A 25,308-nucleotide genomic window follows, 5' to 3' on the forward strand; every position below is an offset into this window, starting at 1 on the left:
TCAGATACTGCCATCAAAGAATGGTGCTGGTTGTTCCAGTGGCAGCGTGATACGCATCAGGCAGCCTGGCGCTTTCGGATTTGTGCAGTTCGGATTGGTAAGGATATCGATTTCTGCGCCATGTTGCTGCGCAATTTCACGCACGATAGCGAGCCCCAGTCCGCTGCCTTCGACGTTGCTGCCGAGGATACGATAGAAGCGCTCAAAGATACGTTTGTGTTCGTGCGGGGCGATGCCGGGACCGGTATCCTCGACTTCGAGGAAGGCCAGTCGTGCTTCATCGTCAGCGCGCACACGGACGGTGGCGTGGCCACCGGCGGGGGTGTAGTTGAGTGCGTTGTCGATCAGATTGTTCAGCAACTCGCGCAACATGATGGCGTCGCCGTTCACCATGATGTGGTAGTCCGGTTGTTCGAAACCGAGATCGATTTTCTTGTTGAATGAAGTTTGCACCCATTCCTGTACCGTGTCGCGCGCCAGTTCCGATAACTCCAGCGGCTGCAATGGCCGCGTGGTCGGCGTCTGGTTCTCGGCGCGCGCCAGTGCCAGCAACTGGTTGATCATGCGGGTTGCGGATTTGGAACTCTTGGCGAGCTGCTCCAGTGATTTATGGATTTCGACCTGATCGGTCTGGCGCAGTGCCAGTTCGGATTGCATACGCATGCCGGCCAGTGGCGTTTTCATTTGATGCGCAGCGTCGGCGATGAAACGCTTTTGTATCTTGATACTTTGCGACAGGCGCTCCAGCATTTCATTGAGGGAGCCGACCAGAGGCAGAATTTCTTCCGGTACGTAACCAGAGTCGATAGGACTTAAATCATCGGGACGGCGTTCGCGTATGCGTTGCTGCAATTCGGCCAGCGGGCGCAAACCACGGGTAAGGGCAAACCACACCAGAACCAGTGCGATCGGCAGGATGATGAACTCCGGCACGATGACGCCCTTGATGATTTGATTGACGAGTTGCGAGCGCTTGTCCAGTGTCTCGGCCACCTGCACCAGGGCCAGCCTTGGTTCTACACTGAGTTGAGGTGAGGTCTGGGTCTTATGCAAATCGACATAGATGTAGGCGATACGTACTTCAGTATTGCGGATGAAGTCGTAGCGATATTGGGTGGACCACGGTGGTGGTGCTTCCAGGTCTTTCGGTAACGGTATTTCGCCATCGCCTTCGACTATTTCACCGAGCGGGTTACGTACCTGGTAGTAAACATTATCGATGTCGTCGGCATGCAGGATGTCGGTGGCGGCGCCGGTCAGGCGGGTGACGACCTTGCCGTTGACTTCCTTGACCTGCTGCGCGACGACGGTGACTTTGTCATCGAGTGCACGATCAAAGGGTTCGTTCGCGATGGACTTTGCGACCAGGTAGGTGATGGCAATACTGAGTGGCCATAACAGGAGCAGTGGTACCAGCATCCAGTCCAGGATTTCACCGAACAGAGAGCGCTGCGTGCGTTCTTCCGGCTGAGTCGCATTTGTACGCGGCGCCATAGGCTTGTGCGGCGTGCCGGCATCGGCTTGCGCATCGAGTCGTTGGGCGTCAGGCATAGGCTGGATTAGCCGGGTGGCGCGATGGAGTTAGGAGCTGTCTCGGTAAATTTTTCGAGGCAATAACCGAGGCCACGCACGGTGGCAATGCGCAAGCCACCGATTTCTATCTTCTTGCGCAAGCGGTGGACATACACTTCGATCGCATTGTTGCTGACTTCTTCGCTCCATTCGCACAGATGATCGACCAGTTGTTCCTTGGAGACCAGGCGACCGCTGCGCTGCAGCAAAACTTCGAGCAAGCCAAGCTCACGGGCGGAAAGATCCAGCATCTGATCGTTGATGTAGGCGATACGACCAACCTGGTCATACGAGAGTGGGCCATGCTTGATGACAGTAGGACCGCCGCCGGCACCACGTCGGGTCAGTGCACGTACGCGCGCTTCCAGTTCCGACAAGGCAAATGGCTTGGCCATGAAATCATCCGCTCCCAGATCGAGGCCCTTGACGCGTTGTTCGACTGAATCACCGGCGGTCAGGATCAATACCGGCAGGCGCGAATTGCGCGCCCGCAGACGTTGCAAGACTTCAAGGCCGGACATCTTGGGCAAGCCCAGGTCGAGGATGAGTAAATCGAAATCTTGGGTGGACAGGACGGAGTCGGCCTCTGCACCATTTTTTACGCAATCGGTGGCATAACCGGACTGACGCAGGGAACGCGTTAAACCGTCGGCAAGCACACTATCGTCTTCGGCAAGCAGGATTCGCATGGGGATGGCTAGAGGGGGAAGTTGGCTCGTAGTCTATTGGGTTTCGCCCGCAGCAGCAAGACAAGTGTCATGCTGCGCGACTTGTTATTTACATACTAGGCCTGTTGCGGGTTTGCCGCTGCTGCAGCGTTGCGGATGGCTCGTTGTGAGAGGGCGTCGGCCTGACCATTTCGTTTGCGCGGTATCCATTGCAGGCTCACTTGCGGCAGGCTAGCGATGAGGTCTTGAGCCTTCAGGCGTTGTTCACTGAGAATCGCAGCACCATTGTCCCGGCTTTGTACATCGTTGATGACGACCTGACTGTCGCCATAAATGAGCAGCTTGTCGGCACCGGTCTGGATGGCTGTTTCCAGAACGCTGATGAGCGCGATGTACTCTGCTTCGCTGCTATCGCCGATGCCGGCAATGAAGCTGATTTCGGTTTCCTTGCCTTGCGGACTTTTGAGTAAGCCGCCTATGCCCATCTTGCCCGGATTCGGATGGCAGGAGCCGTCGAACCAGGCCAGCCATGCGTCCGCATCGGGCTGCCGGGCTGCCTGTTTATGCGCGCGCGCCGCTAATTTGGTTTGTTTGTGTGCGGTGACCTTTGCTGCGATATGTGCTTTTTCTTGTAGTCGCTGGTTGACCAGTTCAGCCAGGGAGCCAGTTCCTGCTGCCTTGCTCAAAACTTCTGTCAGCGCGGCTTCCGTGCTGAGCCCCTGGCGTTTGGTGAGACGCAGGGCGGCAGATTTTTCCTTTTTGTAAGCGACTTCGGATAGCTCAGCGGTAGTGCACATAAAGATAGAAGTGTGTATCGGATAGGCAGATATTACGTGGGAATTGCCGCGTCGCTGGAGAGAAATAGCTGTGCTTGCTAGTATCTGGCCTGCTTGCAAAGACTGGTTGCTTGCAGGATGAATGCATGTCAAAAAGTAATCTTTTTGACTGTTTGCAAAAATATCGCAAGAGCAGCTTGCATAAAGCACTGTTTTTTTATACAGTGTGGTTTCTGGCTCCAAACACTGTATAAACCCTGTTTCGTTACAACCAACCGCCGAAAGAATCTTTATGGACGACAAAAAAAACGCTCCGAGCTCGGACAAGAGTAAAGCACTCGCCGCTGCACTAGCGCAAATCGAAAAGCAGTTCGGTAAAGGTTCGGTGATGCGCATGGAAGACGGCGCAGTCGTCGAAGAAGTGCAGGTTGTTTCTACCGGCTCTCTCGGACTGGATATCGCACTCGGCGTCGGCGGCTTACCGCGTGGCCGTGTCGTTGAAATCTACGGTCCTGAATCGTCGGGTAAAACCACACTGACCTTGCAAACCATCGCAGAAATGCAAAAGCTGGGCGGTACTTGCGCGTTTATCGATGCAGAACATGCGCTGGACGTGACTTACGCGCAGAAGCTGGGTATCAATTTGTCCGAGTTGCTGATTTCGCAACCGGATACCGGCGAACAGGCACTGGAAATTTGTGATGCGCTGGTACGTTCTGGCGGCGTCGACCTGATCGTTATCGACTCGGTCGCAGCACTGACACCACGCGCTGAAATTGAAGGCGACATGGGTGACTCGCTGCCAGGTTTGCAAGCGCGTCTGATGTCGCAGGCATTGCGTAAATTGACCGGCAGCATCAACCGCACCAACACACTGGTGATCTTCATTAACCAGATTCGTATGAAAATCGGTGTGATGTTCGGTAATCCGGAAACCACCACTGGCGGTAACGCATTGAAGTTCTACGCATCGGTTCGTCTGGATATCCGTCGTACCGGTTCGATCAAGTCTGGCGATGAAGTGATTGGTAATGAAACCAAGATCAAAGTCGTTAAAAACAAAATCGCTCCGCCATTCAAGGAAGCGCATTTCGATATTCTGTATGGCGAAGGCACATCACGTGAAGGTGAAATCCTCGATTTGGGCGCCGATGCCAAAATCGTTGAAAAATCGGGCGCCTGGTATAGCTATAACGGCGAACGCATCGGTCAGGGTAAGGACAATGCACGCAACTATCTGAAAGAGCGTCCGGAACTGGCACGCGAAATCGAAAACAAGGTACGTGCTTCGCTGGGTGTGCCTGAGTTGAGCCCGATCAAGTCGGATGAGCCAGCTGCAAAGAAATCTTCGGCTAAGGAAAGCAAAGAAGCCAAAGAATTGAAAGAAGTTGAATAAGGTTCAGTGTCGCTGCACTTGATTCAACGTTTGATCTTAATTAACGAGCGCCCGCGCTGAAGGACTCATATGGCAAAACTGCAAGTGAGTCTGAAAGCGCGGGCGCTTCGTTATTTATCGGCGCGTGAACATAGCCGGCAGGAGTTGGGGCGCAAGCTGGCGCGCTATGCGCAAGAAGGCGATGACGTCGAAGCCTTGCTCGATACACTGGAAGCGGCGAAGTTTCTTTCGCAAAGCCGCTTTTCTGAATCATTGGTACACAGACGTGCGGCCCGTTTCGGCAATAGTCGCATCATGTCCGAATTAAAAAGTCATGGCATAGACGCGGAGTCGCTGACTGACATCAAGGCGAATCTGGCGGCGGATGAATTTGCGCGTGCGCGGGCAGTGTGGGAGCGCAAGTTCGGTGCGGTCGCGACGAGCTCTGAAGAGCGCGCCAAACAGATGCGTTTTTTAATGCAGCGCGGATTTTCGCATCGGGCGATACAGGCTGCGATGCGTGCAGCGAATACGGACGAAGATTGAAATGCCAGCCTGCGTTTATCAAGGCGCAGGCTGGCAGATATGCTTAGTGATCCATCAGGGCTTTGACGTGCACGGCAGTGCTTGAAGCCAGACCTTCCAGGCTGTAACCACCTTCCAGTATCGACACGATACGTCCTTCGCAGGTTTCGTCCGCTATTTTCATCAGTTCACGTGTGACCCAGTCAAAGTCGTCATCCTGCAGTTTCAAACCTGCGAGCGGATCCAGATGATGGGCGTCGAAACCGGCAGAAATAATGATCAGTTCAGGATTGAAGGCGCGGATAGCCGGCAGCATTTTTGCAGCGGTTTGTTCCCGGAACAAAGCCGAATCACAGCCGCGTGGCAGTGGCACGTTGACGATGTTGTGTGACACGCCGGTTTCCTTTTCGAGGCCGGTGCCCGGATAGAAATGTGACTGATGGCTGGAGGCATAGAATAATTCCGGCCGGTCATAAAACGCTGCCTGCGTGCCGTTACCGTGATGAACGTCGAAATCGATGACAGCCACGCGCTCCAGCTTGTGTACCTCGTAGGCATAGGCAGCGGCAATCGCTGCCTGATTGAAAATGCAGAAGCCCATCGCGCGGCTGGGTTCGGCGTGGTGGCCGCAAGGACGGGTGGCACAGAACACATTGTGCGCTTCATTGTCCAGCACCAGGTCAACTCCGGCGCAGGCAGCGCCGACGCAGCGCATGACGGCTTCCAGCGAGCCAGGCGACATGACTGTATCGCCGCCGTCCAGCGGCATGGTGCCACGGTACGGTGATGCGTCTTCGACGTCGAGTACAAAGTCTTCGGTATGTATGAGTAACACCTGTTCACGTGTACCCATAGGTGCTTCGCGCCATTCTGCGGCGGCAAATTCCGGTAAGCGCAAGGCGCGCAGGACGGCCTTCAGGCGCTCAGGTGATTCCGGGTGGCCGGAGCCAGGTTTGTGTTCCAGGCAAGCGTCGTGGGTGTAGATTACTGTGGTCATATTTAATTATTGATGCCTGGTATAGCGGCATCTTCTCCATTATAAAAACCTGAATAGCGGGTATGTCTGCGCGACACTATGTGTGCCTGCTTCCCATTATAGAGGTGCAGCCGTGGGCAGGCGACTATCGTCGCTGTATTTAAAAATTGGTCTTCCCGATGCTGCCTGAACGGTGTTGAACGAGCCGGGTTTAAGGTATGAACCGTGGCAGGATCGCTGTAAACGTCCGTTTTTGGTCTGAAAGCAGGATATGATCTGTTCCTGTCAGGAATCTAGTTATTTGCCTGTAAACGAAAATTGCATTTCCCTCGCCTAAAACCCAGTCGCTAATCAGCCATCTTTATGACGTATTCCGTCGAGCTTCAATTCGCCGCCAAAACCGATACGGGTTTGGTGCGTGCGCATAATGAAGATGCGGTGGAAATCATCGAAGCTTACCGGGCACTGGTGCTGGCAGACGGCATGGGCGGTTACAACGCCGGTGAAATTGCCAGCGGCATCGCCACCACGGTTTTTCGCGCTGCGCTGGAACAGCAACTACTGCAATTGCAGGAAAAGGCGCGCGTCGCCAGTAGCAAATCCTTGCAGCGACTGGTGGTGGAGGCGGTTGCTTCCGCTAATGAACAAATCCTTGAAGTGGCGCGCATCCAGCCGCAGTACAGCGGCATGGGGACGACCCTGGTTGCGGCCTTATTTCATCATGACCGTATCATCGTGGCGCACGTCGGCGATTCCCGTGCCTATCGATTTCGCCATGGACAACTGACGCAAATCACGCGCGACCATTCCCAATTACAAGAGCAGATTGATGCCGGACTGGTGAGTCCGGAGTGGGCCCGTTTCGCGCCGAATAAAAACCTGATTACGCGGGCGCTCGGCGTGGCCGCACACGTCGAGGTGGAAGTGAACGATTACCAGACCGAGGATGGTGATATTTATCTGCTGTGTTCGGATGGTCTGTCCGATATGCTGGCCAGCGAGCAGATGCGCGCGATGCTGGCAGATAACGATACGGATCTTGAATTACTATGTAGTTCGCTGGTGCAGGCGGCGAATGATAATGGCGGACGCGATAATATTTCCGTCATGCTGGCAAAAGTCGAATCGAGCGTGCCGACGCCTAAGGGCTGGTGGGAACGTCTCGCAGCAAATTTCAGGTTCTGACTTGGCATAGATATTGATAGTGTGATGCAGCATCAAGTGACATTGCATGGAGCTGAATGCTGAAAAGCCAGCCTGGACAGGCATAAACAGATAAGTAAGAAGGGAAGTTGGAAAGTAATGCCTACGATTATTTTGGCAAAAGACGGCATCGCCCTGCAGGAATTTCCATTGTCGAAAGAGCGTACCAGTATAGGACGGCGTGCCTATAACGACATCGTCATCGATGCGGCCGGAATCAGCGGCGAGCATGCGGTGATCATTTCGCACCCGGTTGGTTGTTACTTTGAAGATTTGGGCAGTACCAACGGCAGTCAGCTCAAGGGGCAGGGAGTCACGAAACACTTTTTGGAAGACGGCGATGTGATAGCCCTCGCTACGTATACCATCCAGTATTGTGCGCATGCCAGCATCGAAGATTCCATAACAGTATTTACAGATAATGTGAGCCGCCTGGAAGATCTGGGCGATATTCAGCAAATTACCGAACCATCGTATCGGGATTCAATTGAAGCAATCATGAGTACAACAGCTGTAGTCAAAATTCTTAACGGAGCCAGCGCTGGCAAAGAAGTAGTCTTAAATAAGGTCCTGACGACCATAGGTCGCCCGGGGCGGCACGTCGCCGTGTTTGCGATAAGCCCGCAAGGCTACAGCCTGACGCATGTCGAAGGGGACGAGTATCCGGTTGTCAACGGTACATCGATAGGCACATTGAGCCAGCCGCTGAACAATGGCGACCAGATACACTTTTCTGGTACTGACATAGTGTTTATGCACGAAGCGTGACGTAATTCTGCGTCGCTGCACTGCCGCAAGACAAAATTTATAGCTCGATGTGACAAATTTTGGCGCAGGCCTAACCAAAATTGTTACTTTTCGTTAAATAGTTATGACAATTGCACAAGATTAGACTGAATTTGGGGTGGCACAGCGATTGCTGTATGACTGTCAGGGTGGAAAAGCTACCTGTATTCCCAAACCAGGAGAGATAAATGAAATCGATGAAAATGATGAAGAAAGCACAAAGCGGTTTTACGCTGATCGAATTGATGATCGTTGTAGCGATTATCGGTATTTTGGCTGCGGTGGCGATTCCACAGTATCAAAACTATGTAACACGCGCTAAGTTGGCGAAAGTTAATTCGGTGATTGACCCGATCAAACTCGCAGTTGCAGATTTTATGCAAGACAATGGCGGTACATTGCCAGGCACTGCTAGCGCCTGGGCCAGCTTGGGTTTTGATGCTACAACTGGACCATCGACCAGCACAGAGGTACAAACGCTGGGTATAACGACTGGTGCTACTGGCGCAATTACTGCATTGTTGCGCAATATCGGTTCCCCGTTTGATACAAGAACTATTAGCTTCACTCCTTCCCAATCGCCTACTCAGTCGGTTATAACCTGGACCGTTAGCTGCGATCAGTCCCTGGGTAATGCCACTGCAACTGCAACGATGAACAAAGTATTTGGATCAAGCTCCGGTTGCTAATACTCTGTCCTTAAAAGGGAACCCTAATCGGGTTCCTTTTTTATTTGTACTTAAGAAAGACGTATAGCGAAAGTATGGTCCTAAGATTAGATAATTTCGGCCGTTTATCTTTCGTTGTGATTGGTATCTTTTCTCTATTGATACCAATATTTTTATATTTCCCGTTTTTTGAAAGCACGCTGGTCTTTGATGATCATGGCTTGTTTGCAAATTCAAAAGTTTACGAATTTGCCCAGCAGCCGCTTGATTTCAAGCCAAGAACCTTTCCCTATTTTACAATTGGCTTCATTCATGTTTTGAGCCAAAGTCTTGCGCTCAATCGCATCTTCAGTCTGATACTTCATATTGCGTGTGCCGGCTTATTGTTTGCCTTGCTGCGCGCGCTTCTTGTTGCTACAACCCGGGAATGGAAAGAAATCGCTTGTTCCCAGCACAGTCGTTCGATCGTTTTGTTGAGCGCAGTTGTTGCAATCGGTTTTGCTGTCCACCCTGTTGCCGTGTACGGCGTCGCGTATCTTGCGCAGCGCGCGGGTCTTTTTGCAACCCTTTTCTCTCTCTTATCCCTGTGGTTTTACCGCCGCGCCTTTGCTGAAAACCGCAGCGTAGATATCATCACAGCAGCCTTGTTTTATTCACTGGCAGTCTTCTCCAAAGAACACGCAATCATGTTGCCCCTGGCAGCTTTGCCACTTGCAGCTTTATATGAAGGAAGCCGGCGCTTACATTTCAAGCGCATGGCTTTGTATTTAGTACTTTGCTTGCCAGCAGCTTTGACGGTCTTGCTGGCGAGCAGACATATAGTCGCCAGTAGTTACGAACCCGATGTAGCCGCCATGCTGCCGCAGATGCAAAACATCGCTGTCATGGCGCAAGCGCGTGGCGAATGGCTGGTCAGTATTATTTTGCAGGCAGGTTTCTTTTTCGATTATCTGGCGTACTGGATAGTGCCGGATGTGCGCTTTTTGTCCGCTGATATGCGCTTTGATTTTGTGCATATCTGGTCATCATGGTGGATATTCCCGAAAGCCTTTTTATTCTTTGTTTCGCCGCTGGTCGCGATTTATTTTCTGCGCAAGAAAGGCCTGGTCGCACTGTTCTGCTGCGGTTATCTGTATTCGTGGTTTTTGTTCATGACTGAGCAGGCAGCGGTGCGTTTCCAAGAGCCTTTTGTTTTATATCGTAGCTATTTGTGGGCACCTGGTTACGCAATGATGCTGGCCGCTGTGTGCGCGCGTATTCCGCGACGCTGGTTGCTGATGGCGGCCATTCCAGTCTTTGTGGTTTTCTTTTTACTCGCCCGAGACAGGCTGACCAGTCTTTCGACTGAGGCGAATGTGTGGAAGGATGCCGCAGCCAAAATGGAGTCTCCGACCCTGGTTGGCAGCGATCGTATTTTTTATAACCGCGGGCTGGCATATATGCGGGAAAAGCGATACGAAGATGCGATAGCTGATTTCTCCCGCACTATTCAACTTAATCCGAAAGTGGCGCAAGCTTATTACAATCGTGCGTTGGCTTATTACACGCTGGAGAAATATCCTGCAGCCATGAATGATCTCAATCAGGCTTTGGCACTGAATGCCAAGGATGGCTCTGCGCTTTATATGCGTGGTTTAATTTTTGAGCGTCGTGGGTGTGTTGTACAAGCTAAACAAGCCTTCGCCGCCAGCATGGCGCAGGGGAATCAGGTTGCGAAGTTAAAACTGGAAGATATGGAAAAGAAAAGCAGGGCTGGTGAAGATGGCAAGCAACCGGAAGCCAGTGCTTGCCAGGATTAATTCAAGATTTAAGGGGCGCTAAGGCTACCATCAGTAGTCGACCAGCTGCCCGACTTCCCACCATGTTTTTCCTCCACCCGGACGTCAGACATCACCATCCCCCGGTCTACCGCCTTGCACATATCGTAAATCGTCAACAAACCGATTTGCACCGCGGTCAACGCTTCCATTTCCACTCCGGTTTTGCCGAAGGTTTCAACTTGCGCGGTACAGGTAACGCTGGCGTTCGCTTCGTTCACGGCAAAGTCAACCGTGACGCGGGTCAGTGCTAGAGGGTGGCATAGCGGGATCAGGTCGCTGGTGCGTTTGGCGCCCATGATGGCGGCGATACGTGCAATGCCCAATACATCGCCTTTCTTGGCGGTACCTGAGGTAATGATGGCCAGGGTTTCCGCTTTCATGCGGATGACGCCGCTGGCAATCGCGATACGGTGGGTTTCATTTTTGCTGCCGACATCGACCATATGTGCCTGGCCGGTGGCGTCGAAATGGGTCAGGCCATCGTTGGCGGCTGCGTTGTCTTTATGTGTAGTCATGATGGCAAGGGGGCGGGTGGAGCGCCAGAGGTGGAACGTTTGCAATGAGCAGGTATCATAGCATCGTGAAACTGAAATTCATTATTCCTTCTGCTATTTCCTCACCACGACCATGGTTGCGTACGCTGGCTATGGTCGGCTTGTTGGCATGCGCCAGCGCGCCGGGATTGGTCGCGCCTGTGCACGCGCAATTGCTGCCCAGCCTGGGGGATACCGAGCGTGAGGCTTTGTCGCCGTTGATGGAGCGCAAGCTGGGTGAGCAGATCATGCGTGAGATCAAGCGTAATCGTGATTACCTGAGCGATGCGCCATTGCAAGAATACTTGAATAATCTCGGTGCCAGCTTGTTGACCGTACGCCCGGAAGCACGCGGCGAAGCGCAATACGATTTCTTTTTCTTTGCAGTGCGCGATCCCATGCTGAATGCGTTTGCCTTGCCGGGTGGATTCATAGGCGTGCATTCCGCGCTGGTGCTGGCGGCGCAGAATGAGTCCGAGCTGGCTTCGGTGATGGCGCATGAAATCGGCCACGTTGCGCAGCGGCATATTGCCCGCATGCTGGGCAAGCAAAAGCAGGATATGTTGATTCCTCTGGCGGCCATGCTGTTGGGTGCGCTGGCCATCAGTTCCAGCCCGGATGCAGGGATGGCCATGATTATGGGCGGGCAGGGCCTGGCGATACAACGGCAACTCAATTTCAGCCGCGATGCCGAACGTGAAGCAGACCGGGTCGGCCTCGACATCATGCGTGAAGCAGGTTTTGAAACCACGGGCATGATCAACTTCTTTGGCCGTTTGCAAACGGCCAGCCGCAACTATAGCGACAACGCGCCGCCTTACCTGCGTTCACACCCGATGACGACCGAACGTATCGCCGATATTCAGGCGCGTACCCGTGATCTGCGTTATCGGCAACATGTGGATAGCCTGGATTTTCCGTTGATACAGGCACGTGTGAAGGTGTTGCAAGATCCCAGTCATCAGGGTTTGCTCGATGCAGCTTCCACTTTTGAGCGTCAGTTACAACTGAAAACACGCACTGCAATAGTCGCCGGTAAATATGGTTTGGCAGTGATTGCCCTGCGGCAGGGTAATCCGGCTAAAGCGCAAAGCTTGTTGAACGATGCACGCGCAGCCTTGAATAACGGATCGCCGAGTTCCAAGAGCGCAGTGTTGTCCAGCCTCGCTATCGAGATCAAGCTGGCGGCACATCAGCCACGTGAAGCAGTGCAGGAAGCGGAAGCGGCACGTACGCAATTCCCAATTTCGCGCGGCATTGCATTGCAGTATGCCGATGCGTTGTTTGCCGCCGGGCGTTATGACGATGCGGTAACTTATTTGCGTGACCAGACGCAGTTGTATCGCCAGGAGCCGCAGCTGTATGAACGTCTGGCCAAGGTCTATGCGGCATTGAAGATGCAGGCGCAGCAACATCTGGCGTTGGCGGAGTCCTATGCATTGAACGGCAGCTTGTCGGCGGCACTGGATCAGTTGTCTATCGCACGCAAGGCGCCGGATGCTTCTTTCTACGATCAGTCGATTATCGATGCGCGTGAGCGTGAGATTAAGGCGCAGCGCCTGGAAGAAATACGCCAGGAAAAAGAAGGCTATACCGGATAGTTACCCTGCCTCTGCCCGGCAATGCTCAGTCTGCAGCGCGCGGCTGACGTATGAAACGGAAGCGGATACTCAGCTCGTCATCCTTGATGTAATGCAGGCTTATATTGCCCGATTTGGTTTGCAAACTTAAAGCGCCGGTCTTTCCTTCGTGTGCCAGCCAGCCCAGCAATTCTTCATCTTTAATAGGGCGATTTTCCAGTTGGATGTGCGGCAGACATAGCGCCATATCCCTGTCGTCCAGCGCGGCGAATTTGTCGTCGCCAAGCAGAAACAATCTCCCCATCGTACTCAGATAGGCTGCACTGATGTGCTCCAGTGGCAGGCCCGTGTGCAGGATGAAACCTTGAGCAGGATTGGTGTGCGCGATATAAGGCGCGATTTCGAGGTCGACATACACGCGCTGCGGACCGTTCTGGAAATAGTAACGACCTTGCGCGTCACAAGTGTAGTTGCGTTGTATGAAGCCGATTAAAGCGGGATGGACGATTTTGTCGCCGGGCAGGTGCTGCGCTTGCGCAGCTTCATTCCGCATGCGCCAGTTGCCGCGCGCATCCAGTGCCAGCCAGCCATAGCAATGCGGGACATTCGGCCATTTGGCCAAAGCTTGTGCAACGACAGTATCCATTCCACCTCCTCAGGCAGCGCTACCTTCCAGAAATCTGACCATACGCTGCGGCAGCCAGTTCAATTTACCCGGTATCGAGCCGACGGCAAAGCCGACATGGCCGCCATGTGCAGGATATTCCAGTGTGACTTTATCCGATGCTTTGGATGGTAAATATTTTGCGGGCAGGAAGGGATCGTTGCGCGCATTCAGTACCAGCGTAGGTACTGTAATGTCTTTCAATACGTGCTTGGCGCTGGCGCGGTGCCAGTAGTCTTCGGTGCTAAGGTAGCCGTGCAGCGGTGCTGTCACGATATTATCGAAGGCGTACAGATCGCGCGATTGCAGCATGGCGTCACGATTAAAGAGGCCGGGAAATTGCGCCAGTTTGGCGACGCATTTCGGCTTCAGTGTTTCAAGGAAGACGCGCGTGTAAATCATATTGAAACCGCGCGAGAGTGCACCGCCGCCGCCAGCCAGGTCGAGCGGTGCAGACACGGCGCAAGCGGCATCGACGATTTCAGCCTGATGCTGAGATTCGCCCAGCCAGCGCAGCAATGCATTCGCACCCAGCGAAACACCGGTCGCATAGAACTTGCCGGCGCCGCGTGTGCGGGCATAAGGCACCAGGCGCCGCAGTATCCAGTTGATTTCAGGTGCATCGCCGGAATGATAGAAGCGCGGTGCACGATTCAGTTCACCCGAACAACCACGGAAGTGCACCACCGCTCCGGACCAGCCGAGGCTGCTGATGTGCGCCATCAACGCACGTGCGTAGTGGCTGTTGGATGAACCTTCCAGGCCGTGGAACAAGACGATGAAAGGCAGGTCTTTACGACCGTCTACAAAATCCAGATCGATGAAATCGCCGTCCGGCGTATCCCAGCGTTCACGCCGGTAGCTGACTTCAGGTTTGCTGATGCATTTGGCCGGATAGATGGTTTGCAGATGGCCGCCGGGCAGCCAGCATGGAGCGGGGTAGTTCATTGCTAGCTTAGTCCTGGAAATTCTGATGCGTCATGCGCGGCGGGTAGATGGATTCGTTGCAGCCCGGGAACAAGCGCTGCGATTAGTGCAACACGTTGCTGCTGTGCGCCAGTTCAACGCGTGGTTTGCCTGGTGCGATCGAAGCGTGGTGCAACACGATGCGCCAACCGAGTGGCGTTTTGATATATACGTTGGTGGCGATGATATGGATGTCGCGATCGTCTGTCGTGTTGACGGCTTCGATCAGATTGTGCACGGCATTCATCGTGTTCTGTGATGTGTGCAACTGGGTCGGACGGATATGTACGCCGCCGCGTGTGAAGATTTCCTCCCATGAGGCACGGATGGCGGCGTAACCGATCAAGCGCGTGCCGTCAGGGTGGATGCAGACGATTTCTTCGTCATCTGCCCACAAAGCCATGAGTGCATCCAGATCGGCACGGCCGATAGCATCGTAAAGAGCGACTTCGATGTCGTCTGCGGTACCGAACTGTTTGCGGGCTTTGGGCATGATGGTCTTAGTGGTGGTGTACGACTGCGCCTGGTTTCAGGCGATATACGGTGCCGCAGTACGGGCATTTTGCTTCACCGCCGTGGGACAACTCCAGGAACACGCGTGGATGCGAGCTCCAGGCCGGCATCGCCGGGTTAGGGCAGTAGGCTGGCAAATCCTTGCCGTCCAGTTCGATTGCTGAGGTGCCCTTGTTTGCTTCTGTCATTTCATTCTCCGGATTACTAGGTTGTAGTCTTGATGCTTGTTTATATTTAAACGATGGTCAGCCAATGGCTGTATTGCGGCGCTTTACCAGCGACCACATCAAAGAACAGCGATTGCAGCCTGGTCGTGACCGGGCCGCGTTTGCCGTCACCGATCTGGCGGTTGTCGAGTTCGCGTATCGGTGTGACCTCTGCGGCAGTGCCGGTGAAGAAGGCTTCATCGCAGCAATACATTTCGTCACGGGTGATGCGTTTTTCGATGACTTCGATACCGAGGTCACGTGCCATGGTCAGGACTGCGTCGCGGGTGATACCGTCGAGGCAGGATGCCAGGTCTGGTGTATAGAGTTTGCCGTTTTTGACGATGAAGACGTTTTCGCCGGAGCCTTCGGATACATAACCGTCGGTGTCCAGCAGCAGTGCTTCGTCGTAGCCGTCGGTCAGTGCTTCCTGGTTTGCCAGGATGGAGTTGATGTAGTAACCGCAAGCCTTGGCGCGTACCAGCGAGACATTGACATGGTGGCGGGTGAACGAAGAGGTTTTGACGCGTATGCCTTTGTTCAGGCCGTCTTCGCCCAGATAAGCGCCCCACGGCCAGGCCGCGATCGCGATATGTATGGTGTTGCCTTTGGCAGAGATGCCGAGTTTTTCGTCGCCGATCCAGACCAATGGGCGCAGATAGCAGGTTTCCAGCTTGTTTTCGCGGACCACTTGCAATTGCGCTTCCATCACTGTTTCCACATCAAATGGAATTTTCAGCTGAAAAATCTTGGCGGAGTTAAACAGACGTTCGGTATGTTCGCGCAGGCGGAAAATCGCCGTGCCTTTGTCTGTTTTGTAAGCGCGCACGCCTTCAAACACACCCATGCCGTAGTGCAGTGTATGGGTCAATAAATGAACGGTTGCATCGCGCCAGTCGATTAATTTGCCGTCTTTCCAAATTTTGCCGTCGCGATCAGACATCGACATTTCGGGATCTCCAGTAATTGTGCAAGACCTCGATTTTAACGGATTCGGCTATCCAGAAAGAATGATCATGGACATTCTTGCGCGAAATATTGTGGTTTTGAGTGCAGGTCGCCGTCGGCAGAACAAGGCGGATACGGCGAAAAATATTTTTTGTTGTAAAAATTGAATCAATTCGAAGCAGGTGCTTCTAACCGTGGGATTTGCTGCATCGCGGTAATTTCCTTAATATGCGACCTCTGTTTTCCGTCCGGATCACCCTTTTTGCCCTTTTTCAAGCTGAAACTAGGCATAAAACCAAGGTTTTTGCGGCATCTGGTGCGGTAAAATAGCGGTCTTTCTGATTTTCCATCTTTAACCCTCCAATTTACGAGCACATGCAATTTAAAAGATTGAGCGACCTGATCGCGCGTGGTGAACTGCAGGGCAAGCGCGTTTTTATCCGTGCCGATCTCAACGTGCCGCAAGACAGCACAGGCAATATTACAGAAGACACGCGTATTCGCGCCTCAGTGCCGGCGATACAGCAGGCTTTGCAGGCAGGTGCCGCGGTCATGGTGACGTCGCATCTGGGACGTCCGGTCGAAGGTGAATTCAAGCCTGCTGATACGCTGGCGCCGATTGCGCAACGTTTGTCCGAATTGCTGGGGCAGCCGGTCGCGTTGCAGCAAAACTGGGTAGACGGTGTAGATGTTGCGCCGGGCCAGGTAGTCTTGCTGGAAAACTGCCGCGTTAATAAAGGCGAGAAAAAGAACGATGATGCACTCGCGCAAAAGATAGCCGCCTTGTGCGACGTCTACGTCAACGATGCATTCGGTACCGCCCATCGCGCTGAAGCAACGACACATGGTGTTGCCAAATATGCGCCGGTAGCCTGCGCGGGTCCGTTGCTGGCAGCCGAGCTGGATGCATTGGGCAAGGCACTGTTTGCACCTGCCAGTCCGCTGGTTGCGATCGTCGCCGGTTCCAAGGTTTCGACCAAGTTGACCATCCTGAAAACCCTGGCTGATAAGGTCGATCAGTTGATCGTCGGTGGCGGTATTGCGAATACCTTCATGCTGGCTGCCGGCCTGAAAATCGGCAAGTCGCTGGCCGAAGCGGATCTGGTGGCTGATGCCAAAGCCATCATCGACATGATGGCTCGACGTGGTGCATCAGTGCCTATTCCGGTTGACGTCGTATGCGCGAAAGAATTTGCGCCAACGGCTGCGGCAACCGTCAAGGATGTGGCTGATGTGGCGGATGACGACATGATCCTCGACATCGGTCCGAAAACTGCAGACTTGCTGGCTCAACAAATTGCACAGGCTGGCACTATCGTCTGGAATGGTCCGGTCGGCGTATTTGAATTCGACCAGTTCGCCAACGGCACCAAAACCCTGGCCTACGCGATTGCGGAATCCCGGGGCTTTTCAGTGGCTGGCGGCGGCGATACCCTGGCGGCGATTGCCAAGTACGATATCGCTGACAAGATCGGCTATATCTCGACTGGTGGCGGTGCCTTCCTCGAATTTCTCGAAGGTAAAGCCCTGCCTGCGGTCGCTATCCTGGAAGAACGCGCACAAGGCTGAATGTAGCAAACGGAAGCATGCGATTTGTTGCGTGCCTTCCGCTGATTATTTTTAAAGAAAATTGCAGCAGTACCGAATTACTGTTGAACCTTTTACTGATTTTGGAGAATTACCATGCCTCTCGTATCCATGCGTCAATTACTCGACCACGCAGCCGAAAACGGCTACGGTCTGCCCGCGTTCAACGTCAACAACCTTGAACAGGTCACGGCCATCATGGAAGCGGCGAATGAAGTCGGCGCACCGGTAATCATGCAGGCATCCGCTGGCGCACGTAAATATGCGGGCGAACCATTCCTGCGTCACCTGATTGAAGCAGCAGTCGAAGCTTACCCGCATATTCCTGTCGTCATGCACCAGGATCACGGCCAGTCGCCGGCAGTCTGTATGGCAGCGATCCGTTCCGGTTTCACCTCGGTGATGATGGACGGCTCCCTGAATGAAGACGGCAAATCGGTTGCCAGCTATGAATACAACGTTGAAGTATCGCGCAAGGTCGTCGAGTTTTCGCACGCGATCGGCGTCACGGTAGAAGCAGAGCTGGGTGTACTCGGCTCGCTGGAAACCATGATGGGCGACAAGGAAGACGGTCACGGTGCCGACGGCAAAATGACACGCGAACAGTTGTTGACCGACGTGGAGCAGGCAGCAGACTTCGTCAAGAAAACCCAATGTGATGCACTGGCTATCGCGATTGGTACTTCGCACGGCGCATACAAGTTCACCAAGAAGCCTACCGGTGACATCCTCGCGATCGAACGTATCCGTGAAATCCATACCCGCATTCCTAACACCCATCTGGTGATGCACGGTTCGTCTTCGGTACCGCAAGAATTGCTGGCGGAAATCCGCGAGTTCGGCGGCGACATGAAAGAAACCTACGGTGTACCGGTAGAAGAAATTCAGGAAGGCATCAAGAACGGCGTGCGCAAGATCAATATCGATACCGATATCCGTCTCGCGATGACCGGTGCTATCCGTCGTTACTTCATCGAGAATCCATCCAAGTTCGATCCGCGCGATTACCTGAAACCAGCGCGTGAAGCGGCCAAGCAAGTATGTAAGGCGCGTTTCCTGGCATTCGGTTGCGAAGGACAGGCAGCCAAGATCAAGCCGCTGCCTTTGGACAAAATCGCAGAGAAGTACAAAAAAGGCGAACTGGCGCAAATCATTCAGTAAAGTGTAGGCAGCAAATTGTTTGCTGCAATTATTTGGTAGTGCATACCCACCATCGGCGATTCCTGGAATCGCCGTTTCAGATTTATGGAAACGTCATGACTAGTCTGTATCAATCCACCATTACTTCATTGCCTTTACTCGGTCGCGGCAAGGTTCGCGAAAATTATGCGGTTGGCGACGACAAAATTCTGATCGTTACCAGTGATCGTTTGTCCGCATTCGACGTGGTGATGAACGAACCGATTCCGACCAAAGGTCAGGTGCTGAATCAGATGTCTGATTTCTGGTTCGAGAAACTGAAAGATATCGTGCCGAATCATTTGACTGGTATCGCACCTGAATCGGTGGTGGCACCAGACGAAGTGGCGCAAGTAAAGAATCGTGCAGTGGTCGCCAAGCGCCTGCAGCCGATACTGGTGGAAGCAGTGGTGCGTGGTTACCTGATCGGTTCCGGCTGGAACGATTACAAAGCGAGCGGCGCAGTCTGTGGCGTGGCTTTGCCAGCTGGCCTGAAGCAGGCAGAAAAACTGCCTGAGCCGATTTTCACGCCAGCGGCGAAAGCAGAGATGGGTGAGCATGACGAAAACATCACCTTCGCTGACATGGAACAGCGTATCGGTAAAGAACTGGCCAACAAAATTCGCGACGTCAGCATCAAGCTGTACAAAACTGCTGCCGACTACGCAGCAACGCGCGGCATCATCATTGCCGATACCAAATTTGAGTTCGGTCTGGATAAAGACGGTACCCTGCACCTGATGGATGAAGTGCTGACCGCGGACTCGTCGCGTTTCTGGCCTGCTGATTCGTATGCTACCGGCATTTCGCCACCATCGTTCGACAAGCAATTCGTACGTGATTACCTGGAAACACTGACCGAATGGAAAAAGACAGCGCCAGCACCGGCATTGCCTGCTGACGTCATCGAAAAAACCGGTGCCAAGTATCGCGAAGCACTGACCCGTTTGACCGGTGAAGAACTGAAAGGCTGATATGGCAGACGCATTGACGACCAAGCCAGTGGTTGGCGTAATCATGGGCTCCTCTTCCGACTGGGATGTGATGCAGCACGCAGTAGCGATCCTGAAGGAATTCGGGATTGCACATGAAGCCCAGGTGATCTCCGCGCATCGCATGCCGGATCAAATGTTTGCCTACGCTGAGTCGGCACGCAGCCGCGGCTTGCGCGCCATCATCGCCGGTGCCGGCGGTGCCGCGCACTTGCCGGGCATGGTAGCGGCCAAAACCATCGTGCCTGTGCTCGGTGTGCCAGTTCCATCCAAATACCTGCGTGGCGAAGATTCCCTGCTGTCCATCGTGCAGATGCCGAAAGGCATCCCGGTTTCGACGTTTGCGATTGGTGAAGCAGGTGCGGCGAATGCTGCATTGGCGGCGATCGCTATCCTCGCTACCACTGACGATAAACTGGCTGCCAGCCTGGAAGAATTCCGCGCCAAGCAAACGCAAATCGCTGTAGAAATGACCCTGCCGACATGAGCACACCGAAACAACTCCCGCCTTTGAATCCATCCGCAACACCTGGCACCTGGCTGGGTGTGATGGGTGGTGGCCAGCTCGGCCGTATGTTTGCACATGCTGCACAACAAATGGGCTTCAAGGTCGCGGTGCTGGAGCCAGCACTTGATTGCCCGGCCAGCCACGCTGCTGATTTTTTGCATTGCGCGGATTACACCGATAGTGAAGCCCTGAGCAAACTGGCGGGGCAATGCGCGGCTGTCACGACTGAATTTGAAAATGTCTCGGCCAAGAGCCTGGCGTACCTGGCTGAGCGTACCTTTGTTGCGCCATCCGCCGATTGCGTCTCGATTGCGCAGGATCGTATGGCAGAGAAGCGTTTCTTTATCGAATGCGCGACGACTTCGGGCGTGTTCCCGGCTTCGCATAAAGAAATCAATTCGACTGCTGATGTCGATGCCGTACCTGATGATTTATTGCCCGGCATCCTGAAAACGGTGCGTATGGGTTACGACGGCAAGGGTCAGGTTCGCGTCAAGACACGTGAGGAGTTGCATACTGCCTATGCCGGCATGAATGGCGTTGCCTGCGTGCTGGAAAAAATGTTGCCGCTGGCGTATGAAATCTCGGTGCTGGCTGCGCGTGGTGCGGACGGCAAGGCAGTGGTGTATCCGATTGCGGAAAACGTCCATCGCAACGGCATCCTGTTTACCACCACGGTACCAGGTCCTAACATCACCAAGGCTTCTGCCGAGAAAGCACAAGCGGCAACGCTGGCTGTGATCGAGCAACTCGGTTATGTCGGCGTGCTGTGCATAGAATTTTTCGTACTGACCGATGGTTCGCTGGTCGTCAATGAAATGGCGCCGCGTCCGCACAATAGCGGCCACTACACCATCGACGCCTGCATCACTAGCCAGTTTGCGCAACAGGCGCGAGCGATGGCGCGTTTGCCTTTGGGTGACGTGCGTCAACACTCGCCGGCCGCAATGCTGAACATCCTGGGCGACATCTGGTTCGAAGGTAATTCCGACGAAGCACGTGAACCGGCATGGGATAAAGTGCTGGCCTTGCCGGGTGCGAACCTGCACCTGTACGGCAAAGATACGGCACGCCGCGCGCGCAAGATGGGTCACATCACCTTTGTTGCAGCGACACTGGAAGAAGCGCAAACCAACTTGCGCAAAGCCTGTGACATCCTCGGCATCGCTGCCTGATTGCACTGACGAAGTTATCCATGCCTGAAGAGAAACTGGACTGGCCGGCGATACGCGACGCAGCTCGCAGGCTGGAGCAGGGCGAGCTGGTCGCATTCCCTACCGAGACTGTTTACGGTCTCGGTGCGGATGCAGAAAACCCGGCCGCGGTAGCGAATATCTATGCGGCCAAAGGTCGCCCGTCGAACCATCCCGTCATTGTGCACCTGGCACCGGAAGCTGACCTGAGTTATTGGGCGCAGTCGGTGTCGTCTGATGCACAGAAACTGATCGGGGCCTTCTGGCCTGGTCCGCTCACCCTTATCCTGAAACGCGCTGCTCATATTCCGGACACCGTATCGGGTGGACAGGATTCGATCGGTTTGCGTTGCCCGTCACATCCGGTGGCGCAGGCTTTGCTGCGTACCTTCAAGGATGGCAAGGGCGGCGTCGCTGCCCCTTCGGCAAATAAATTCGGTCACGTTAGTCCGACTACCGCAGAGCATGTGCGTAATGAGTTCGGTAATGATGCAAATAGCTTGCTGACTTGCATACTGGACGGTGGACAAAGCGATGTCGGTATCGAATCGACTATCGTTGATATGTCGCGTGGTCATGCGGTGCTGCTGCGCCCAGGACATATCAGTGCGGCGCAAATTGCAGAAGTCATCGGGTCTGTACCTGCGTTGCCGGATCAGGGGGCACCACGTGCTTCCGGCACGCTGGAAGCGCATTACGCGCCGCGTACGCCGGTTGTGCTGGTGGATGGCGAGCATTTGCTGGCAGTCGTGCAAAAGTTGATTACGCGCGGCCGCAGTGTCGCCATGATGCAGCATGCCGCAGATGCGATTCCACCAGTTGCCGCCAATATGCGCTTACCGAATACACCGGGTGATTATGCCCACGATTTGTACGCAGCACTGCGTGCGATGGATGAGGTGCATGCCGATGTGATCATTGTGCAGACGCCACCGGCGGACGCTGCATGGAGCGGGGTCAATGACAGATTGCGCCGTGCTGCGCATGATTCGCTCGGCGTCCTGCAGCAGTTATCGCAAGATTAATGAAACAGGACTAAAGCAGCAGTAGCGTTATTCCGACAGGAAGCGCCCGCCGTGGAATACCAATGGCGCTTGTGCGCGTACATCACAGCATTCCACTTCGCCGACAAAGATAACGTGATCGCCTTCCGGGTAACGGCTGCGGTTATGGCATTCAAACCAGGCCGAGACACCGGCCAGGATAGGCAGGCCGGTAGGTGATAGTGTGTAATCCACTCCTGCGAAGCGGTCATCGCTGGGTTTGGCAAATTTCATCGCCAGTTCAGCCTGATCGGCCGCCAGGACGTTAATCACGTAGTGCGAGTTACCGCTGAATACCGGCATGCTTTTGGCAGCCTGGTTGAGGCTCCACAATACCAGCGGCGGATTGAGCGAGACGGAATTGAAGGAGCTGGCAGTCAGGCCGAGAAAGCTATCGTCAGCCAGACGGGTCGTGATAATCGTCACGCCAGTGGCAAATTGCGAGAGCGCATCACGGAAGTGGCGCGCATCCATCACGGGTGCAGCCTTAGGTGAAGAAGAAATAGACATCGATGTTCCATGAAATTTCGTTCATTATGCCGAAAAAGGAAGTGACATGGCAAAACGCCTCACGTTGCATAGGGCTTTTTCATAAAATGATGTCGGAGGAGACCCCTGTATATGACCCTGTTTGAATTCCTGCGTGCCCGTGCGAAAACGCATACCGGCATTATTGTTTCACGCTCCAGCCGGCGTCTGGTGAGTTGGCGCAAGTTCTGGTCGCGTATCGAGCGTGGTACCGCGCGCCTGCAGGGTGAGTGGGACGTCAAGGCAGGCGATACCGTCGCGTATTGGGGTCGGGGCCATCAGGATGCGCTGATGCTGTATATCGCTGCTGCACGCTGTGGTGCACGCTTGCTGCCCCTGGAGCACGCATCCTTACAGCAGGCCAGTGCGACTATCCTGCGTGATATTCCGGTCAAGATTTTGTTGCACGACGATGAACTCAGCTTTGCGCAGCCACCTGCGGTTCCGGTTATCACCAACCTGTCGTCGCTGATCGCTACCCGCAGTTATCATGCGCCGGTAGTGACGGAGGACGTGCAGCTGCCCAGCCTGATTACTTTGTTTCGTGATGCAAATGGGCGCTTCCGCACAGAGGAACATAGCCTGCAGCAACTATCATCAATGACCACCACACCAGTGACTCAAGAGTTCAGGGTGGGGGCAGCGCTGTTTGATAATGATGTATTCGCACCACAGGTTTTATCGACGTTGACAGCTGGTGGCACCATTATCTTTCGTTGAAATTCCGGCTGAAATTCCGCGCCAAATCCCCATATAAGGGGCGATAGGCAACTATTTGCCTGCGATATGCCCGGTGATTAGTCTCAAATTTGGTAGGCAGGCTGCAACAGTTGCGCTACAGTCACAGGCATACATGAAGGGAGTCTATGAATGGCAATGGAAATCGCAACTCTGGGCGGTGGGTGTTTTTGGTGCACCGAGGCTGTCTTCCAGCAGCTTAAAGGCGTGCAGGCGGTTGAATCCGGTTATACCGGTGGTCACGTCGAGAATCCGGTGTATGAGCAGATCTGCGAAGGCACGACCGGCCATGCTGAAGTCGTACGCCTGACCTTCGATCCAGCGGTCGTCAGCTACCGAGAAATTCTCGAAGTCTTCTTCACCATCCACGATCCGACTACACTGAATCGCCAGGGTAATGATGTCGGCACCCAATATCGCTCGGTGATTTATTTCCACTCACCGGAACAACAGGATACGGCCAAGCATGTCATTTCCGAAATGGCGAATGTGTGGGATGCACCTATCGTCACTGAACTGAGTCCGGCCGAGACTTATTACAAGGCGGAAAATTATCATCAAAACTATTTCCGCATGAACCCGATGCAAGGCTATTGCGCTTTCATCGTGGCACCCAAGGTTTCCAAGTTCAGGAAAACATTCAGCGAAAAAATCCGCGGAGATATGCGGTAAGTCGCTGATCTCAGGCAGGAGGGCCGCATCATGCATATTGAAGAGTCAGTCAAACTGGATTTCAAGGATGTGCTGATACGGCCCAAACGCTCCACGCTGACATCGCGTCTCGATGTCGATATCTCGCGTGAATTCATCTTCCGCAATTCACACAATACCTATCGCGGTATCCCCATCATTGCTTCGAATATGGATAGCACCGGCACCATGGCGATGGCGCAGGCCTTGTCCGGTCATGGCCTGTCGGTGGCCTTGCACAAGCATTATTCGGCCGATGAACTGGCCGACTTCTTCCTGATGCGGCACGGTAAAGGCATACCTGCATCGGGTGCGTTTTATTCGATGGGCATCAGCCAGCCTGATTTTGAAAAGTTGAATGTCGTCATGGCACGCACCGGCGACACACTGGAGTATGTATGCATAGACGTCGCGAATGGCTATACCGAGGGCTTCATCAACTTCGTCAAGAAGGTGCGCAAGGCTTATCCGCAGCTGACCATCATGGCTGGCAATGTGGTGACAGGTGATATCACTGAGGAATTGATTCTGGCCGGGGCTGATATCGTCAAGGTTGGCATAGGGCCGGGTTCGGTATGTACGACGCGCAAAATGACGGGTGTTGGCTATCCGCAGTTATCGGCGGTAATTGAATGCGCCGATGCGGCGCATGGACTGGGTGGTCAGATTTGTGCCGATGGCGGTTGTTCGGTGCCGGGTGACCTGGCCAAGGCTTTCGGTGGTGGCGCAGACTTCGTGATGCTGGGTGGCATGCTGGCCGGGCATGATGAAAGTGCAGGTGAATTGATAGAACGCGACGGCAAGAAATTCAAACGCTTTTACGGCATGAGCAGTCGTACCGCGATGGAAAAATATGCGGGCGGCGTCGCCGAGTATCGTGCGGCAGAAGGCAAGGATGTGCTGATCGATTATCGCGGACCGGTCGCCGATACGCTGCAGGATATCCTCGGTGGTGTACGTTCAGCTTGTACCTATGTGGGTGCGCACAAGCTGAAGGAACTGACCAAGCGAACGACCTTTGTACGCGTGACGCAGCAGTTGAACGAGGTGTTTGGCAAGTCCTGAGCTGAC

At 54.0% G+C, this 25,308-nt stretch carries 27 protein-coding genes; 16 read left to right on the forward strand and 11 right to left on the reverse strand.

The features are described 5' to 3' along the window. The 3 genes from DBR37_RS00130 to DBR37_RS00140 all read right to left on the reverse strand — a co-directional run bounded on the left by DBR37_RS00130 (position 1) and on the right by DBR37_RS00140 (position 3,319). Positions 1 to 1,551: a sensor histidine kinase gene (locus tag DBR37_RS00130; protein WP_124572272.1), complete on the reverse strand. Its 1,551-nt coding sequence runs from the start codon at positions 1,549 to 1,551 to the stop codon at positions 1 to 3. Between the two features lie 8 nt (positions 1,552 to 1,559). Further along, the gene (locus tag DBR37_RS00135; RefSeq protein ID WP_124572273.1) at positions 1,560 to 2,261 is read right to left on the reverse strand and encodes a response regulator transcription factor; all 702 of its coding nucleotides are present in this window, start codon (positions 2,259 to 2,261) and stop codon (positions 1,560 to 1,562) included. Between the two features lie 95 nt (positions 2,262 to 2,356). Further along, positions 2,357 to 3,319 (reverse strand): ribonuclease HI family protein, encoded by a 963-nt coding sequence (locus DBR37_RS00140; RefSeq protein WP_233588225.1) that lies wholly within the window; start codon positions 3,317 to 3,319, stop codon positions 2,357 to 2,359. Between DBR37_RS00140 and recA the strand changes: the two genes are divergently transcribed. Both recA and recX read left to right on the forward strand, forming a co-directional pair. Next, the gene (gene recA, locus DBR37_RS00145) at positions 3,309 to 4,412 is read left to right on the forward strand and encodes a recombinase RecA (RefSeq protein WP_124572274.1); all 1,104 of its coding nucleotides are present in this window, start codon (positions 3,309 to 3,311) and stop codon (positions 4,410 to 4,412) included. The genes DBR37_RS00140 and recA overlap by 11 nt on opposite strands. Before the next feature lie 69 nt (positions 4,413 to 4,481). After that, a complete protein-coding gene (recX, locus tag DBR37_RS00150) occupies positions 4,482 to 4,937 on the forward strand; it encodes a recombination regulator RecX (protein ID WP_124572275.1) in 456 nt (151 codons plus the stop codon). A gap of 43 nt (positions 4,938 to 4,980) precedes the next feature. Here the strand turns inward: recX and DBR37_RS00155 are convergent, their stop codons facing one another. Continuing rightward, positions 4,981 to 5,913 (reverse strand): histone deacetylase family protein, encoded by a 933-nt coding sequence (locus tag DBR37_RS00155; RefSeq protein ID WP_124572276.1) that lies wholly within the window; start codon positions 5,911 to 5,913, stop codon positions 4,981 to 4,983. A 342-nt stretch (positions 5,914 to 6,255) separates the two neighbouring features. Here DBR37_RS00155 and DBR37_RS00160 point away from each other — a divergent pair, with 342 nt between their 5' ends. From DBR37_RS00160 to DBR37_RS00175, 4 genes are all read left to right on the forward strand, one after another. Beyond that, a complete protein-coding gene (locus DBR37_RS00160) occupies positions 6,256 to 7,077 on the forward strand; it encodes a Stp1/IreP family PP2C-type Ser/Thr phosphatase (protein WP_124572277.1) in 822 nt (273 codons plus the stop codon). A gap of 117 nt (positions 7,078 to 7,194) precedes the next feature. Then, complete coding sequence (locus DBR37_RS00165; RefSeq protein ID WP_124572278.1) at positions 7,195 to 7,863, forward strand: FHA domain-containing protein; 669 nt, start codon at positions 7,195 to 7,197, stop codon at positions 7,861 to 7,863. A 215-nt stretch (positions 7,864 to 8,078) separates the two neighbouring features. Then, positions 8,079 to 8,570, forward strand: a complete 492-nt coding sequence (locus DBR37_RS17180; RefSeq protein ID WP_370454212.1) for a prepilin-type N-terminal cleavage/methylation domain-containing protein — start codon at positions 8,079 to 8,081, stop codon at positions 8,568 to 8,570. Between the two features lie 74 nt (positions 8,571 to 8,644). Beyond that, complete coding sequence (locus tag DBR37_RS00175) at positions 8,645 to 10,348, forward strand: tetratricopeptide repeat protein (RefSeq protein WP_124572279.1); 1,704 nt, start codon at positions 8,645 to 8,647, stop codon at positions 10,346 to 10,348. An 8-nt stretch (positions 10,349 to 10,356) separates the two neighbouring features. Here DBR37_RS00175 and moaC read toward each other — a convergent pair whose 3' ends face one another. Then, positions 10,357 to 10,884, reverse strand: coding sequence for a cyclic pyranopterin monophosphate synthase MoaC (moaC, locus tag DBR37_RS00180; RefSeq protein ID WP_124572280.1), 528 nt, complete (start codon positions 10,882 to 10,884; stop codon positions 10,357 to 10,359). 44 nt (positions 10,885 to 10,928) lie between these two features. On the opposite strand from moaC, the gene DBR37_RS00185 reads away from it, so the two are divergent. Further along, positions 10,929 to 12,503, forward strand: coding sequence for a M48 family metalloprotease (locus DBR37_RS00185; RefSeq protein WP_124572281.1), 1,575 nt, complete (start codon positions 10,929 to 10,931; stop codon positions 12,501 to 12,503). A gap of 25 nt (positions 12,504 to 12,528) precedes the next feature. On the opposite strand, the gene DBR37_RS00190 is transcribed toward DBR37_RS00185, so the two are convergent. The 5 genes from DBR37_RS00190 to DBR37_RS00210 form a co-directional block, all read right to left on the reverse strand. After that, the gene (locus DBR37_RS00190) at positions 12,529 to 13,128 is read right to left on the reverse strand and encodes a DUF2946 family protein (RefSeq protein ID WP_124572282.1); all 600 of its coding nucleotides are present in this window, start codon (positions 13,126 to 13,128) and stop codon (positions 12,529 to 12,531) included. 9 nt (positions 13,129 to 13,137) lie between these two features. Next, positions 13,138 to 14,094 carry a YheT family hydrolase gene (locus DBR37_RS00195; protein ID WP_124572283.1) on the reverse strand — a complete coding sequence of 319 codons (957 nt, stop codon included), beginning with the start codon at positions 14,092 to 14,094 and terminating at the stop codon, positions 13,138 to 13,140. A gap of 82 nt (positions 14,095 to 14,176) precedes the next feature. Next, entirely contained in the window at positions 14,177 to 14,605 is a 429-nt protein-coding gene (locus DBR37_RS00200; RefSeq protein WP_124572284.1) for a nuclear transport factor 2 family protein, read from the reverse strand. Between the two features lie 7 nt (positions 14,606 to 14,612). Beyond that, the gene (locus DBR37_RS00205) at positions 14,613 to 14,813 is read right to left on the reverse strand and encodes a zinc-finger domain-containing protein (RefSeq protein ID WP_124572285.1); all 201 of its coding nucleotides are present in this window, start codon (positions 14,811 to 14,813) and stop codon (positions 14,613 to 14,615) included. Positions 14,814 to 14,859: 46 nt separating this feature from the next. Next, the gene (locus DBR37_RS00210) at positions 14,860 to 15,780 is read right to left on the reverse strand and encodes a branched-chain amino acid transaminase (RefSeq protein WP_124572286.1); all 921 of its coding nucleotides are present in this window, start codon (positions 15,778 to 15,780) and stop codon (positions 14,860 to 14,862) included. A gap of 374 nt (positions 15,781 to 16,154) precedes the next feature. Here DBR37_RS00210 and DBR37_RS00215 point away from each other — a divergent pair, with 374 nt between their 5' ends. The 6 genes from DBR37_RS00215 to DBR37_RS00240 all read left to right on the forward strand — a co-directional run bounded on the left by DBR37_RS00215 (position 16,155) and on the right by DBR37_RS00240 (position 22,263). Continuing rightward, on the forward strand, positions 16,155 to 17,348 hold the full coding sequence (locus DBR37_RS00215) for a phosphoglycerate kinase (RefSeq protein WP_124572287.1): 1,194 nt from the start codon (positions 16,155 to 16,157) through the stop codon (positions 17,346 to 17,348). 114 nt (positions 17,349 to 17,462) lie between these two features. Further along, positions 17,463 to 18,527, forward strand: coding sequence for a class II fructose-bisphosphate aldolase (gene fba / locus DBR37_RS00220; RefSeq protein WP_012080695.1), 1,065 nt, complete (start codon positions 17,463 to 17,465; stop codon positions 18,525 to 18,527). 95 nt (positions 18,528 to 18,622) lie between these two features. Next, positions 18,623 to 19,519, forward strand: coding sequence for a phosphoribosylaminoimidazolesuccinocarboxamide synthase (locus DBR37_RS00225; RefSeq protein ID WP_124572288.1), 897 nt, complete (start codon positions 18,623 to 18,625; stop codon positions 19,517 to 19,519). Between the two features lies 1 nt (position 19,520). Beyond that, complete coding sequence (gene purE / locus DBR37_RS00230) at positions 19,521 to 20,024, forward strand: 5-(carboxyamino)imidazole ribonucleotide mutase (RefSeq protein ID WP_124572289.1); 504 nt, start codon at positions 19,521 to 19,523, stop codon at positions 20,022 to 20,024. Then, complete coding sequence (locus DBR37_RS00235; protein ID WP_124572290.1) at positions 20,021 to 21,220, forward strand: 5-(carboxyamino)imidazole ribonucleotide synthase; 1,200 nt, start codon at positions 20,021 to 20,023, stop codon at positions 21,218 to 21,220. The genes purE and DBR37_RS00235 overlap by 4 nt, the downstream gene beginning before the upstream one ends. Before the next feature lie 20 nt (positions 21,221 to 21,240). Continuing rightward, entirely contained in the window at positions 21,241 to 22,263 is a 1,023-nt protein-coding gene (locus DBR37_RS00240; RefSeq protein ID WP_124572291.1) for an L-threonylcarbamoyladenylate synthase, read from the forward strand. A gap of 27 nt (positions 22,264 to 22,290) precedes the next feature. Here the strand turns inward: DBR37_RS00240 and DBR37_RS00245 are convergent, their stop codons facing one another. After that, positions 22,291 to 22,791 carry a flavin reductase family protein gene (locus tag DBR37_RS00245; RefSeq protein WP_124572292.1) on the reverse strand — a complete coding sequence of 167 codons (501 nt, stop codon included), beginning with the start codon at positions 22,789 to 22,791 and terminating at the stop codon, positions 22,291 to 22,293. Positions 22,792 to 22,902: 111 nt separating this feature from the next. On the opposite strand from DBR37_RS00245, the gene DBR37_RS00250 reads away from it, so the two are divergent. The 3 genes from DBR37_RS00250 to DBR37_RS00260 all read left to right on the forward strand — a co-directional run bounded on the left by DBR37_RS00250 (position 22,903) and on the right by DBR37_RS00260 (position 25,302). After that, positions 22,903 to 23,529: an AMP-binding protein gene (locus DBR37_RS00250; protein ID WP_124572293.1), complete on the forward strand. Its 627-nt coding sequence runs from the start codon at positions 22,903 to 22,905 to the stop codon at positions 23,527 to 23,529. Positions 23,530 to 23,679: 150 nt separating this feature from the next. Continuing rightward, positions 23,680 to 24,219, forward strand: a complete 540-nt coding sequence (gene msrA / locus DBR37_RS00255; protein ID WP_124572294.1) for a peptide-methionine (S)-S-oxide reductase MsrA — start codon at positions 23,680 to 23,682, stop codon at positions 24,217 to 24,219. Between the two features lie 30 nt (positions 24,220 to 24,249). Next, positions 24,250 to 25,302, forward strand: a complete 1,053-nt coding sequence (locus DBR37_RS00260; protein ID WP_124572295.1) for a GMP reductase — start codon at positions 24,250 to 24,252, stop codon at positions 25,300 to 25,302. The last annotated feature ends 6 nt before the right edge of the window (positions 25,303 to 25,308 follow it).

Origin of the sequence: Herminiimonas sp. KBW02 (assembly GCF_003852535.1) — a bacterium.
Taxonomy (GTDB): domain Bacteria; phylum Pseudomonadota; class Gammaproteobacteria; order Burkholderiales; family Burkholderiaceae_D; genus Oxalicibacterium.

Excerpts from the sequence above, each read along its gene's own strand:
- DBR37_RS00130 (WP_124572272.1), bottom strand. The coding sequence starts at position 1,551 with ATGCCTGACGCCCAACGACTCGATGCGCAAGCCGATGCCGGCACGCCG.
- DBR37_RS00135 (WP_124572273.1), bottom strand. The coding sequence starts at position 2,261 with ATGCGAATCCTGCTTGCCGAAGACGATAGTGTGCTTGCCGACGGTTTA.
- recA (WP_124572274.1), top strand. The coding sequence starts at position 3,309 with ATGGACGACAAAAAAAACGCTCCGAGCTCGGACAAGAGTAAAGCACTC.
- recX (WP_124572275.1), top strand. The coding sequence starts at position 4,482 with ATGGCAAAACTGCAAGTGAGTCTGAAAGCGCGGGCGCTTCGTTATTTA.
- DBR37_RS00155 (WP_124572276.1), bottom strand. The coding sequence starts at position 5,913 with ATGACCACAGTAATCTACACCCACGACGCTTGCCTGGAACACAAACCT.
- DBR37_RS00160 (WP_124572277.1), top strand. The coding sequence starts at position 6,256 with ATGACGTATTCCGTCGAGCTTCAATTCGCCGCCAAAACCGATACGGGT.
- DBR37_RS00165 (WP_124572278.1), top strand. The coding sequence starts at position 7,195 with ATGCCTACGATTATTTTGGCAAAAGACGGCATCGCCCTGCAGGAATTT.
- DBR37_RS17180 (WP_370454212.1), top strand. The coding sequence starts at position 8,079 with ATGAAAATGATGAAGAAAGCACAAAGCGGTTTTACGCTGATCGAATTG.
- DBR37_RS00175 (WP_124572279.1), top strand. The coding sequence starts at position 8,645 with ATGGTCCTAAGATTAGATAATTTCGGCCGTTTATCTTTCGTTGTGATT.
- moaC (WP_124572280.1), bottom strand. The coding sequence starts at position 10,884 with ATGACTACACATAAAGACAACGCAGCCGCCAACGATGGCCTGACCCAT.
- DBR37_RS00185 (WP_124572281.1), top strand. The coding sequence starts at position 10,929 with ATGAGCAGGTATCATAGCATCGTGAAACTGAAATTCATTATTCCTTCT.
- DBR37_RS00190 (WP_124572282.1), bottom strand. The coding sequence starts at position 13,128 with ATGGATACTGTCGTTGCACAAGCTTTGGCCAAATGGCCGAATGTCCCG.
- DBR37_RS00195 (WP_124572283.1), bottom strand. The coding sequence starts at position 14,094 with ATGAACTACCCCGCTCCATGCTGGCTGCCCGGCGGCCATCTGCAAACC.
- DBR37_RS00200 (WP_124572284.1), bottom strand. The coding sequence starts at position 14,605 with ATGCCCAAAGCCCGCAAACAGTTCGGTACCGCAGACGACATCGAAGTC.
- DBR37_RS00205 (WP_124572285.1), bottom strand. The coding sequence starts at position 14,813 with ATGACAGAAGCAAACAAGGGCACCTCAGCAATCGAACTGGACGGCAAG.
- DBR37_RS00210 (WP_124572286.1), bottom strand. The coding sequence starts at position 15,780 with ATGTCGATGTCTGATCGCGACGGCAAAATTTGGAAAGACGGCAAATTA.
- DBR37_RS00215 (WP_124572287.1), top strand. The coding sequence starts at position 16,155 with ATGCAATTTAAAAGATTGAGCGACCTGATCGCGCGTGGTGAACTGCAG.
- fba (WP_012080695.1), top strand. The coding sequence starts at position 17,463 with ATGCCTCTCGTATCCATGCGTCAATTACTCGACCACGCAGCCGAAAAC.
- DBR37_RS00225 (WP_124572288.1), top strand. The coding sequence starts at position 18,623 with ATGACTAGTCTGTATCAATCCACCATTACTTCATTGCCTTTACTCGGT.
- purE (WP_124572289.1), top strand. The coding sequence starts at position 19,521 with ATGGCAGACGCATTGACGACCAAGCCAGTGGTTGGCGTAATCATGGGC.
- DBR37_RS00235 (WP_124572290.1), top strand. The coding sequence starts at position 20,021 with ATGAGCACACCGAAACAACTCCCGCCTTTGAATCCATCCGCAACACCT.
- DBR37_RS00240 (WP_124572291.1), top strand. The coding sequence starts at position 21,241 with ATGCCTGAAGAGAAACTGGACTGGCCGGCGATACGCGACGCAGCTCGC.
- DBR37_RS00245 (WP_124572292.1), bottom strand. The coding sequence starts at position 22,791 with ATGTCTATTTCTTCTTCACCTAAGGCTGCACCCGTGATGGATGCGCGC.
- DBR37_RS00250 (WP_124572293.1), top strand. The coding sequence starts at position 22,903 with ATGACCCTGTTTGAATTCCTGCGTGCCCGTGCGAAAACGCATACCGGC.
- msrA (WP_124572294.1), top strand. The coding sequence starts at position 23,680 with ATGGCAATGGAAATCGCAACTCTGGGCGGTGGGTGTTTTTGGTGCACC.
- DBR37_RS00260 (WP_124572295.1), top strand. The coding sequence starts at position 24,250 with ATGCATATTGAAGAGTCAGTCAAACTGGATTTCAAGGATGTGCTGATA.